This is a genomic window from Pedobacter hiemivivus (genome assembly GCF_005144565.1).
Classification (GTDB): Bacteria; Bacteroidota; Bacteroidia; order Sphingobacteriales; family Sphingobacteriaceae; genus Pedobacter; species Pedobacter hiemivivus.
In genome coordinates, this window is record NZ_SWDX01000002.1 from 185,239 (window position 1) to 198,281 (window position 13,043).

At 41.8% G+C, this 13,043-nt stretch carries 6 protein-coding genes; all 6 read left to right on the top strand.

The genetic code is table 11. From position 1 onward, the window contains the following. Positions 1–145 precede the first annotated feature (145 nt). Positions 146–2,413, top strand: coding sequence for a GH92 family glycosyl hydrolase (locus FBD94_RS04630; protein WP_136879297.1), 2,268 nt, complete (start codon positions 146–148; stop codon positions 2,411–2,413). Next, on the top strand, positions 2,413–4,719 hold the full coding sequence (locus tag FBD94_RS04635) for a GH92 family glycosyl hydrolase (protein WP_136879298.1): 2,307 nt from the start codon (positions 2,413–2,415) through the stop codon (positions 4,717–4,719). Before FBD94_RS04630 ends, FBD94_RS04635 begins: the two co-directional genes overlap by 1 nt. Before the next feature lie 9 nt (positions 4,720–4,728). Further along, a complete protein-coding gene (locus FBD94_RS04640; RefSeq protein ID WP_136879299.1) occupies positions 4,729–6,300 on the top strand; it encodes a glycoside hydrolase family 28 protein in 1,572 nt (523 codons plus the stop codon). Between the two features lie 138 nt (positions 6,301–6,438). Continuing rightward, entirely contained in the window at positions 6,439–9,480 is a 3,042-nt protein-coding gene (locus FBD94_RS04645; protein WP_136879300.1) for a SusC/RagA family TonB-linked outer membrane protein, read from the top strand. A 10-nt stretch (positions 9,481–9,490) separates the two neighbouring features. Beyond that, positions 9,491–10,912: a RagB/SusD family nutrient uptake outer membrane protein gene (locus FBD94_RS04650; RefSeq protein WP_136879301.1), complete on the top strand. Its 1,422-nt coding sequence runs from the start codon at positions 9,491–9,493 to the stop codon at positions 10,910–10,912. A gap of 36 nt (positions 10,913–10,948) precedes the next feature. Then, positions 10,949–12,952, top strand: a complete 2,004-nt coding sequence (locus FBD94_RS04655; RefSeq protein ID WP_136879302.1) for a glycosyl hydrolase family 28-related protein — start codon at positions 10,949–10,951, stop codon at positions 12,950–12,952. Positions 12,953–13,043 lie beyond the last annotated feature (91 nt).

The window sequence follows — 13,043 nt, forward strand, 5'->3', positions numbered from 1 at the left end:
ATTGTGCATGTCTATGCCTCATTTTGTCCGCCATAAACAATACCCCTGCCACGTAAATTTAAAAATTCAAAATGAAAAACAGCATCAAACTATTTCGTTAAAATTAGTTTGATGCTGTTAATCGAAAACCAAATTATAAATCTTAATGTATAAACAAGAATTTTTTAAGTTTAGGTATGGCATAAAAGCTGCTTTTTTATGTTTGTCCGTGTTCGCTTTCCATGTACAATTTTTGAAAGCACAGGAATTTACAAAGTATGTAAATCCATTTATAGGTACGGGTGGCCATGGACATACCTTTCCCGGCGCTACCCGTCCATTTGGTATGGTACAGTTAAGTCCGGATACCTTTAATGAGGGTTGGGACTGGGTTTCGGGATACCACGCATCCGATCGCTCCATTATGGGCTTTAGCCATACACACCTAAGCGGTACCGGAAGGGGTGATTTACTCGATATTATGGTGATGCCCGGAACAGGGCCAATCCAGTTATTTCCCGGTGATAAACAAAAAACAAAGGGCGGATACCGTTCCGGTTTTGATAAAAAAACGGAGAAGGCAAGTCCTGGCTATTATGCTGTTTTTTTAGAAGATTATAAGATTCTTGCAGAACTGACTACTTCAAAACGGGTCGGTTTCCATCGATATACTTTCCCTAAATCTGATCAGTCTCATGTATTATTCGATTTATTTCATGGATTTAAAAATGATTCTGTATTACTTACGGGAATTCAACTCAAAAATAATTCACTGATTACCGGTTTCAGAAAGTCCAAAGGCTGGGCCGAAGGAAAAGAAAAGGATTTTGCAAATGAGCATATCTTCTTCGCAGCACGTTTCTCCAAGCCTTTTAATAGTTCTGTAATTGCAAAAAATGGGCTTCGTATGGCAGGTAATGACGCCGTTACTGGCAAAGACCTTAAGGTGGTATTGAATTTTAATACTAAAGCGCAAGAAGCCATTTTGATTAAAGTGGGCATTTCTTATGTCAGCGAGCAGGCGGCATTGGCTAACCTTGATGCTGAAATCCATGATTGGGATTTTGATCGCGTAAAACGCGAAGCAGAAAAGGAATGGGATGATGCTTTAAAGGTAATTGAGGTGAAGGACCAGGGTGAAAGCAATAAAACAGTTTTTTATACCGCCTTGTACCATACCATGATTGCACCTTATTTGTATAGTGATGCAGATGGAAAGTACAGGGGCTTTGATGATAAAATTCATACGGCTAAAGACTTTGATCAGTACACCGTTTTTTCCCTTTGGGATACCTTCAGGGCGGCTCATCCGCTTTTTACCATCACACGACCGGAAAAAGTCAATCATTTTATTAAATCGATGCTGAGCCAGTATCAGGAGAGTGGACTGCTTCCTGTATGGCCTTTAGTAGGTAGTGAAACCAATTGTATGATTGGTTATCACGCCATTCCGGTGATTACCGATGCGTATTTTAAGGGCTTTCGTAGTTACGATGTAAACCTGGCTTATAAAGCGATCAAGGCCAGTGCTATGCAAGACCAGTTTGGGATACAATATTTGAAAAAGTTTAATTACGTACCAACAGATCTGGAAAATAAATCAGTTTCGAAAACGCTGGAATACGCTTATGATGATTGGTGTATTGCACAGCTGGCAAAAGCCTTAGGGAAAACCAGCGATTATGCCTACTTCAGTAAGCGTGCGAAGGCTTACGCTAATGTTTTTGATCCAAAAACAGGATTTATGAGGGGAAAGAAAGCTGACGGAACTTTTAATCCAGGATTTGATCCATCTTTTGCCTCATACGGCTATTCAGATTTTATTGAAGGGAACAGTTGGCAGTACTCCTGGTTTGTTCCGCATGATGTTCAAGGCTTGATCCACTTAATGGGAGGGAAGGATAAGTTTACGCAAAAGCTAGACGAACTCTTTGTTCAGAAGAGCAATTCAAATCATGATAAACCTATAGACATTACCGGTCTGATTGGGGAGTATGCCCATGGTAATGAGCCCAGTCATCATGTCGCTTACCTTTATAATGAGGTAGGGCAGCCATGGAAAACGCAGGAAAAAGTACAGGAGATCTGTAACCGGTTTTATACCAATCAGCCTGACGGATTAAGCGGTAATGAAGATTGCGGGCAAATGTCTGCATGGTATGTTTTTAGTGCCATGGGTTTTTACCCGGTTAATCCTGCTGACGGGAAGTACAGTCTGGGTGTTCCATTGTTTAAAGCACTGAATGTGAAGCTGGGGAATAAAACTTTTAAAATCAAAGCTCCAGCCCTTTCCCCTGTCAATAGATATGTGCAGGCTGTGCGCTTGAATGGAAAACTAATCGACAGGTCATGGATTAATCACCAGGAAATCAAAGATGGAGCTGAGCTGGAATTTGTGATGGGACCAGGTATAAACGCTAAATCTTCAAGATAATGACAAGAAACATATTCAGCCTTTTACTGCTCTTGTCCCTTGGTCAGCGCAGTATGGCACAAAAAAAGGAAACCGCATGGTCAGACTATGTAAATCCATTAATAGGTACGGCCATTAGTACCACAGAAAGCGCGCTGCGGCATAGTCAGGATGGATCTGAATTGAGAGGACAGACTTTTCCGGCGGTGGGTGTTCCTAATGGAATGACGAGCTGGACACCTCAAACCCGTGCTACAGAACGGAAGTGTGTGGCGCCTTACTATTATGAAGATCAAAAAATACAAGGTTTTAGGGGTAGTCATTGGCTTAGCGGTTCCTGTACCCAGGATTATGGTAGTTTTACGATTATGCCTATGGCAGGGAAGCTGGAAATAGATCCCGACAAAAGAGCTTCGAGCTATACGCATTCTACAGAACAGGCCAAGCCTTATAGTTATCGTGTAAAGTTAGCGGATTACAACATCCAGACTGCAATGACCGGACTTAGCCATTCAGCTATGTTCAATTTTAGTTTTAATGAAGAAAAAGACGCCTGGATTTGTATCGAACCTAATAGTGACCAAGGTAAAGGCTTTGTGCAGATTGACGTGTCAAAAAACGAAATAACGGGTTATAACCCTGTTCATCGGATTTACCAGGGACAAGGTAAACCTGCTGGTTTCAATGGATATTTTGTGATCGTCTTTGATCGTAGTTTTGAATCCTATGGTACCTGGAATGGTACCCAAATAAAGCATCAATCTGTAAACGAAAAAAGTACCGGCAGTGCCGTTGGGGCATTTGTGAAGTTGCCTTTAAGCAAAGGGAAGCTGATCAAGGTAAAAGTAGGCTGTTCTTTCACCAGCATAGCGCAAGCCAGAAAAAATCTGGCTGCCGAAATACAGGATTGGGATTTTAAAGCGCTGGAACAAAAAGTTGCAGCACAATGGAATGTTGAACTGGCAAAAGTACAGGTAGAGGGTACTGAAAATGAAAAGGTAAATTTTTATACCGCCCTATATCATACCAAATTGCTGCCGAGGGAGGTTAGTGATGTAGACGGGAGCTACAATGCTTTTGCGGCTAGCGGAAAGGTAGAGCAGGCAAAAGGCTTTAAATATTATGATGATTATTCATTATGGGACACCTATCGGTCCTTGCACCCGCTTCAACTGTTACTCGAGCCCTCCAAAACGGAGGACATGGTAACGTCCTTACTAAAAAAAGCGGAACAAGGGGGCTGGCTCCCTATCTTTCCATGCTGGAACAACTATACTTCGGCAATGATAGGTGACCATGCGATTGCGATGATCGGTGATGCCCTGGTCAAAGGAATAGCCAGAAAGGATGCGGAAAAGTTATATCAGGTGATGCGCAAAAATGCTTTCCAGGTAAATAACGATGCACTGAGTTATAAAGATGGAAGGGGACGTCGTGCTTTAGGCTCATACCTCAAATACGGTTATATTCCACTGGAAGATGGAGTTCCTGATGCTTTTCATACCAAAGAACAAGTGTCGAGAACATTGGAATATGCTTATGATGATTATGTACTGGCCCAAGTGGCAAAGCTATTGGGTAAAAAAGAGGATTATCAGTTGTTAATGAAGCGCGCCGGGAATTATAAAAATGTTTTTGACACCAGCACAGGGTATGTAAGAGGGCGTTATGCTGATGGCAAATGGGTCGTTCCTTTTGACCCTTTTGCCATTCGTTCCAGCTTTATTACTGAGGGATCGGCTTTCCAGTACAGCTGGTACGTGCCTCATGATGTTCCGGGCTTAATGGCGCTGATGGGGGGTAAAAAGCAGTTTGTCAAACAGCTCGATCTCTTGTTTGATAAAAGACATTACTGGCATGGCAATGAACCCGGACATCAGAGTGCTTACTTGTATGCCTATGCCGGAATGCCCTGGAAAACCCAGCGCCAGGTTAAAAATATCATTAAAGAGGAATACAGTATGGCACCTGGAGGTTTGAGTGGAAATGAGGATGCAGGTCAGATGTCGGCCTGGCTGGTTTTTGGAATGATGGGCTTTTATCCGGTTTGTCCCGGTACCCCAGATTACATCATCGGTACCCCTTCATTTTCTAAAGTAAGCCTTTCCCTGGCCAATGGTAAAACATTTACGATTACTGCCCCCGGACTGTCCGCCTCTAATTTTTACATTCAAAAAGCAGTGCTAAACGGCCGGGCTATGAACCGGGCTAATTTATCTCATCATGAATTACAGCGTGGTGGGTCGCTTGTCCTATTTATGGGGAATACTCCTAATTCACAATGGGGAAATAAGCCATTGCCATCAGAAAAAATATCAATCAAATAAAACCAAACAATGAAAATTAAAAGTTTATTATGGAAAGCATGCTGTTTGCTGCTTTTTGCGCTTCCCTTTTCCCTATCGGGGAAATTGGAGACGACAGCCAAAGTCCCAAAGGCTTACAACATCTTAGCCTATGGCGCCATTCCCGATGGAAAAAAAGTAAATACTAAAAATATCCAGGAAGCTATAGACGAATGTGCAAAAAATAATGGGGGTAGGGTAGTTGTGCCGGCGGGAAAGTTTATTACCGGAACAATATATCTAAAAAGTAAGGTCAATCTTTACCTGGAAAAAGGGGCGGTTTTATCAGGAAGTACCGATTTAAATGATTATCCCGAAAATAGCTCTCCGGTTTTCGAAGGTTTAAACCTCAGTCTTGTTTTCGCCGAAAATGTAAAGGACATTTCAATTTCTGGAACAGGACTGATAGATGGCAATGGAGATGATCCGGTATTTGAGCGCGTGGACAATAATCCAAGACGCCCAAAAATCCTTTTCTTTATTGGTTGTAATAATATTGTAGTGAGTAACATTGCCCTAAAAAATTCTGCGTTCTGGGTGCAACATTACCTGGCTTGCGATAAGGTAGAGATCAAGGGGATAAACGTATACAGCCATAGTAATTTTAATAATGATGGGATAGATATTGACAGTAAAAACGTAACTGTATCAGACTGTGTAATCAATACCGATGATGATGCGCTTTGCTTTAAAAGTGATACACGGTTTCCCTGTGAAAATGTCAAGGTTAGCAATTGTGTACTTTCGAGTAATTGCAATGCGATAAAAATGGGTACGGCCTCATTTGGAGGATTTAAAAATATTAGCATAACGAATTGCGAAATCAAGCTACCTTCAGAAGATAAGTTCAGAAATTGGAGCACTAAGATTAGTGGCGTTACTTCCAGTATTTCTACGCTTGCAGGCATTGCCCTTGAAATTGTTGATGGGGGCTTTATGGATGGGATCCATATCTCATCTATCAAAATGACAGGTGTACAAACCCCTGTATTTATAAAACTTGGCAATAGGAGACCAGGAAAGGATAAAGATGGAAATCCTAGTCCGGGGAGTTTAAAGAATGTATTTATTGGGAATGTTCAAGCGAAAAGCAATAGTCTGATGAGCAATTCGATAAGCGGTTTGCCCGGTTATGATGTAGAGCATATCAAATTGGAAAACTTCAGTTTTGATATTCCCGGTGGGGGGACAAAAAAAGATGCGGATAGGGAAATTCCCGAAAATGAAAAGGATTATCCTGAAAACAGAATGTTTGGATTTAGCCTGCCAGGAAGTGGATTCTATATACGTCACGCTAAAAATGTGGTCCTAAAGAACATCAAATTTTTGTCGGCAAAAAAGGATGAACGTCCGTTGCTGTTTTTTGAAGATGTGAAAAATGTAAGCATCGATAGGCTTGAAGCAGCAGAACAACTCAATGAATGGTTTGGGAAGTTTGTAAAGAGCGATAATATTAGACTAACGGGGCTTGCTGCAGGGCGTAAAACGATTACGATATCGACCAGGCCTGACGGTTTTACTACGCTTGACAGGGGATTGAATAGCAAAGAAGGGAAAAACTGATTCGCGTGTATTTGCCCGTCTTTGTCCGGCGTGTTTTTTTAAATATGTACCTAATTTAGTTTTCGGTTCTGTGATAAGTATCGTTTCCTGGATAAGGTATTTTAGCAAACCATAATTAATTTTAAACCAAATAACTGTATGATAAATAAAATTTACTTTATGTTCTTTTTTCTCATTTTGCTGGGCTTTAATGTCAAGGCCCAGCAGCAACCAGCGCGATTAAAAATCACGGGGAATGTGAAAGATAAAACCGGCATAGCCATGCCAAGTGTGAGCGTCTTAGTCCAGGGAACTAAACTGGGCGTATCTACCGATTCAAAAGGAAACTATACCATCCAGGTAGCCGACGAAAAATCTGTACTGGTGTTTTCTTATACTGGATTTGTTAGCCAGAATAGAACCGTAGGGAAAAACTGGATTATTGATATCGTACTCGCAGAAGATCAGAGGGGGCTGAATGAAGTTGTTGTGATCGGTTATGGCACCCAAAAGCGGGGAGATGTGATCTCTGCGATTACTTCTGTGAAAGGGAATGAATTACAGAATATTCCTGTTACTAACCTGGACGCTATGATGCAGGGTAAGGCTGCGGGTGTCCAGGTAGTGCAGAATTCGGGTGCACCCGGTGATGAGGCCTATCTGCGAATTCGTGGAAGTGGGTCTTTGTTTGGTGAGAACAGACCCTTGTATGTAATTGATGGGGTGCCTATGAACAATCTTTCTGCTGGTCCCGGACCTCAGAGTACCGATGGACAAAGGGTATCTGCACAAAATGACATCAATCCAAATGATATAGAATCTGTCGAGATCTTAAAGGATGCGGCAGCAGCAGCTATATACGGCTCCCGAGGTGGTAATGGCGTAATCTTGATTACCACTAAAAAAGGAGCTTTGGGCAAAGCGAAATTTAATTTTAGCATGTACACTGGCGCTGCTGAAGTGACCAAAAGATTGGATTTGCTGAATGGTGAGGAGTATGTGAAACTCATTAAAGAAGGTCAGGCAAACGGTGCTCAGCCAGTAGATAATGCCATTGTCAACACAGGGGTAAATACCAATTGGCAGAACGAAGTTTTTCGCTCGGCACCAGTTTCAAATTATGCTTTATCTGTCTCAGGTGGAACGGATAAAGCTACTTATTATGTGTCAGGTAGTTATTTTGATCAGAAAGGAACTATCATTGGACAGAAATTTAAAAGACTGAATGGGCGCGTAAACTTTGATGCAAAGGCAACCGATAACCTGAAAATCGGTGCCAATATAAATGGTAGTCACTCGGTAAATAACCGCAGGGATGGTGGTTTCTCTAACCAGTCTATACTAACACTGGCGCTGGTACAGAACCCAAATAATCCGGTGTATAATCCCGATGGTACGTATTACAAGGATTCCAAAGGAAGACTGAATCCGGTATTGGTTGGGAATGAACTTCGGTTTATTGCCGAAACTGACCGTTATGTTGGAAATGCTTATGGTAACTATACCCTTGCCAAAGGTCTGCAGTTCAAATCAAGTATAGGCTTTGATCATTTAGGGATTACCGATGACCGTTACCTGTCTAGACTCGTAAATAGTGGCGGTAATGCAAGTGGCTCTTTAAGTGTTTATTCAGTTATATTATGGGTAAATGAGAATACACTTTCCTATAATAAAACCTTTAATAAAAATCATAAACTGACCGCTCTGCTTGGCCAAAGTTATCAGGAATCTGCTACCCGCAGAATTGGCGCTGCAGGCAATACCAATTCAACAGATATCATCGAAGCGATAACTGGTTTTACGAACAGAACTGAAGCTTCAGATTATCGTTCCAGATGGGCCATAGTTTCTTATTTTGGTCGCGCTGGATATGCTTATAAAGATCGCTTTTTGTTTGAAGGCGCGTTGAGGATTGATGGTTCTTCCAGGTTTGGTCTGAATAAGCAATTCGGCTATTTCCCTTCTGTGTCTGGGGGGTGGAAAGTGAGTAATGAGGCTTTCATGAAAAAACAACATACCATCAGTAACCTTAAATTACGTGCAAGTATTGGGGTAACAGGTAATAACGAAGGTTTGGGCAATGACTTCCCATCCCTTGCTACTTATAACGTAGGTGCTAATTATGGCACATTGGCGGGGATCGCACCAAGTAGTTTATCAAATATTGATCTGAGCTGGGAGTCTACTACTCAGACCAATTTGGGTTTGGATTTTGGGCTCTTCAAAGACCGTATCAATGTAGTAGTAGATGCTTATAGAAAAGTAACTAACGATCTGATTTTTAAACTGGAACTACCTTTTACCTCTGGTTTTAGCCGCACATTTGGCGCCAATATAGGCCAGATGAAGAATGAGGGATTAGAATTCCAGTTAAACAGCCGAAATTTGGTAGGCAAATTCACATGGACTACTGATTTTAACATCTCCTTTAACCGTAATAAAATTACCGATCTTCCTTTAACAGTAGAAGGAGATCCCAGGAGTGCCGATTTTTCCGAAGGGCTTCCAAATAGTTTCAATACCACTAGTCCAACCAGTATTTTTAGAGTGGGTGAATCAGTAGGATCTTTCTTTGGTTACCGTAATTTGGGGGTAGACCCAGCAACGGGTGATTTTATCTATGAGGACATTACAGGTGATGGCGTAGTTACCACAGCCGACAGACAAATTGTAGGTAATGCCTTACCGATTCATACAGGCGGTATTACGAATACATTTGGTTATAAAGGGTTTGACCTAAGTGTATTCTTTTATTGGTCTTACGGCAATGATGTTTATAACCAGACCAGGAATGTACTGGAAAGAATGAGCAGTTTAAACAATGGAAATAAGAACGTATTGCGCAGATGGACACCACAAAATACAATTACAGATGTACCCAAAGCAATTTGGGGAGATCCTGCTGGTGCAGATGGTTTAACCAATGCTGAGGTATCCCAGCGTTTTATTGAAGATGGATCATTCTTGAGGTTAAAAAATGTAACGCTGGGGTATGTGCTACCTGCTGCTTTTCAAAAACGGATGAGAATCAGCAATGCCCGGTTTTATGTAAGCGGCCAAAACCTGTTTACCGTAACTAATTATTCCGGCTATGATCCGGAAGTTCAAAATCAACAGTTTAAGAATTCGCAATTGGGAATTGACTGGGCCTCACAGCCTCAGCCTCGAACACTGATGTTTGGTTTTAGTCTTGGATTTTAATAATAAAAACATGAAAATAGTAAGATATATATTCCTTTTTGCTGCAATAAACTTCATCCAGGGATGTAGTGTAAATGGTCTGAATCCAGAGGACCGTATTGTGGATGTTAACTTCTGGAAGACTGGCGCGGATGCGGAAGCCGCTGTAATTGGTATTTATGATAAAGTGCAGTCACAGGCAAAGCAGGATCCTGTTGCTTTCGATGTTGGTGCAGATGCATTAGGCGTTTTACAGGTAACAGATGATTACCTGCCAATAGATCAGCACAACATTACGGTTGATAATCCTCGAGTAAGAGACTATTGGGAAAATAATTATGCAGGCATTCACCGTACCAATGATGTGATCAAGCGTATTCCGGGAATTAATGATGCGTCTTTTACGCCTTTGCAACGGGATAATCTTTTAGGAGAGGCTTATTTTTTAAGGGCATACTTTTATTTCAATCTCTTAAGGGCTTATGGTGGTGTGCCGATTATCACTGTGCCCTATGAATCCTTTAATGCTGACTTTACAATTCCACGTGCTACTGTGGATGAAGTTTATGCCTTGATCATTAGTGATCTGCAGATCGCTGAAACCAAATTGCTATTGAAGTTTGGTGACGAGATGCAAACCAGGGGAAGAGCAACCAAGGGCGCTGCAAATGCCTTGCTCGCCAAAGTATTTTTAACTAAAAAAGATTATCCAAATGCGGTAATTCAGGCAACTAAGGTTATCGAAAACCCGAATTATGCGCTAACAATAGGCAGAACCAATTACATTAACATGTTTACGCCAAATGGCCGTAATACCCGGGAGTCAATTTTTGAAATTCAGTTCATCAGCTCTGCTATTGAAGGTCATGGACTTCACCGTTATTATATGCCGCTTGCCAATGCAAACCAGATAGGTGGCGAGTATATTATGGCGCCAACTGCAAAAATTATCAGTGCTTATGAGACTGGAGATTTCAGAAAAGATGCATCACTGGCTTTAACTACCAATCCACCTTTTAGGACTGTAGGACAACCTTATGTAACCAAATATGTAAGAACACTCGCCAATCTGGACGCTAACATCATCGCGATTCGCCTGGCTGATGTGATGCTGATGAAGGCTGAGGCTTTGATGAGGGATGGGAAACCAGCGGATGCGACAGGTATGTTGAACACGATCAGGAGAAGGGCTTTTGGATTGGATCTGAATACCGTTTCTGTACGTGATTTTCCGAGCGCATCGGATATAACTAAAGGCTATACACTTGAATTGGCCATAGAAAATGAACGCTTTCTGGAATTGGCATTTGAGGGACATCGCTGGCATGATTTGGTGAGAACGGGTAGAGCCACTACCGTGCTTGGCATCGTTGCTGAAAAATGTCTATGGCCAATACCTCAGCGTGAACGGGATAGAAATCCTAGGTTGGATCAGAACCTTGGTTATAATTAAGTATACAGTCGAATTTAATTTAACAACATATCAGATATGATGAGATTTAATCGCGTGATCATGGTGTTCAGCTTAGTGCTGATCACCATGATTTTAAAGGCCCAGGACAGAAATATTGGAGTCAATGAAGTTTATCCGCCAGCAATGTTTAAAGAAAATGGTGGCCGTTTTATCAATGTTAAAAAGCTAGTAGAAAGCGGTGTTTATACCGTTAATGCAGCCGGTGATGGTGTTACAGATGACAGCGATGCCATTATTGCCGCAATGGATTGGGTAATGAACCGCTTAAGAGCTTCGGGGCAGCCATGCGGTTGGCGTGAAAGCTGGTACATCTATTTTCCAAACGGCACCTATAGGGTATCTAAACCATTAGTTTATTCGGGTGATCAGGTTCCGGATTGTGTACCTGCACAGGCTTCAGCTACCCGAGAAGGGACAGCAGGGTTAAAATTGGTAGGGCAAAATCGGGATTCTGTAATTATTAAGCTGAACGACAATGCTACCGGCTTTGGAATCGGAATGAAGAAACCGGTTGTTTCTTTTTCTAAATTCGATAAGGGCACTATTTTTAACAATGCACCTGCAGGTTTTCATTTCAGGAACATTACCATTCATACAGGTAGCGGAAATCCAGGTGCTATCGGTCTTGATTTTTACGGGGCTAATACAGCGCGGCTGGATAACGTGAAAATAGTAGGTGCTGGAGAAATCGGGCTGCATGTCAGAATTGGTTCGGCACATGGTTATTACAGCAACCTGGTGATCGACGGCTTTAAATATGGGATATATCTGGATGGAGATGCAGAATCACATCCCGCCATTGAATATGTAAGTTTGAGCAACCATAGCGGAAGTGGAATCCTGCTTTCGGGCATTTCCACTTCCTTACGTAAAGTCTACAGCACAAATGCGATTACTGGGCTTATTTTACAGAAGAAAGGTACCCGTTTCCCACATGCCGTTATTGTAGACAGTAAGTTTGAAAACGGCACTTCCTTGAATACTGGAATTCGCATTAATGATGGATTTCTGTTTGCCAGGAATGTGGAATTGTTGGGCTATGGTACCGGGATTAAAAAATTAGACACTACTGTTGCTGCAAGTGGTACTACTGCTGAATATTCGAGTGGATCTTTTAAAGCTTTTAGCGAAACGAGAGTAAGGAGCGGAGTTGTGAAATCGATGAACCTGGCCGTGCTGGATTATCCTTTGATCGCCTGGGAAGGCAATTTCAATGACTGGGCGAATGTGGATGATTACGGAGCAGTTGGCGATGGGGTAACTGATGATATGACAGCCATTCAGCTGGCCATGAATGCAGGTAAAAAAGTGGTTTACTTTCCTAAAAATAAGTATAAGATTAGTGGTACGGTGAGCATTCCTGCAGCTGTAAAACAGGTACAGGGAGCTGGGGTCTGGATTGAGGCGGGAGGGGTCAAATTTGATGTGAATGCATTATCTGCCGACACGCTATTGTTAAGAGACATTGAACTGGCATCAGGTTCCATAAAGCATACTGCCAAACGTCAGTTGTTTTTAGAAAGTACTTCCTCTGCAGGGAATGTATACACCAGCTTTCTGACGGATTCTGGAACAAAAGTATTTGCCAATAATACCCATGGTTTTGCCCGCTTAGATGGAACGATTAAGTATGTGAAAGCTTATGTCCGATTTGTAAATAATGAGAAAGTAGACCATTTTCAGATCAATGCTGGTATAAGCAGTACGCTTTGGATATTTGGATTTAAGACAGAAAAAACCTATTCGGTGATGAAGGCCAGGGACGGTGCAAAAATGGAAGTACTGGGTGGATTGTTAAACCGCTACGGTACGGATGTTGATCCGGATCCGGTTGGTATACTGAATGACAATTCAGATATTTCTGTAATTGCAGCTACCAATGGGCCTGACCGATATTGGAATCCCATGATTAAAGATATTCAAGGGATTGTAACTAAAAACTGGTTGATGAATGAGTTCCCTTTTCGTGGTTTTGGGACAAATATTGTGATCCCACTGTACGTCAGTTATGGGTTTTAAATTTACTATTCCCATAGTAGATTTTACCTGGGGGTAATTCTTCGGTTGTGAGGGAGGATTTATTTTATAGCTTTGCTGTGTGGTAATTTTT

Bases quoted from the DNA above. Each gene is read 5' to 3' on its own strand.
- FBD94_RS04630 (WP_136879297.1), top strand. From the start codon at position 146: ATGTATAAACAAGAATTTTTTAAGTTTAGGTATGGCATAAAAGCTGCT.
- FBD94_RS04635 (WP_136879298.1), top strand. From the start codon at position 2,413: ATGACAAGAAACATATTCAGCCTTTTACTGCTCTTGTCCCTTGGTCAG.
- FBD94_RS04650 (WP_136879301.1), top strand. From the start codon at position 9,491: ATGAAAATAGTAAGATATATATTCCTTTTTGCTGCAATAAACTTCATC.
- FBD94_RS04645 (WP_136879300.1), top strand. From the start codon at position 6,439: ATGATAAATAAAATTTACTTTATGTTCTTTTTTCTCATTTTGCTGGGC.
- FBD94_RS04655 (WP_136879302.1), top strand. From the start codon at position 10,949: ATGATGAGATTTAATCGCGTGATCATGGTGTTCAGCTTAGTGCTGATC.
- FBD94_RS04640 (WP_136879299.1), top strand. From the start codon at position 4,729: ATGAAAATTAAAAGTTTATTATGGAAAGCATGCTGTTTGCTGCTTTTT.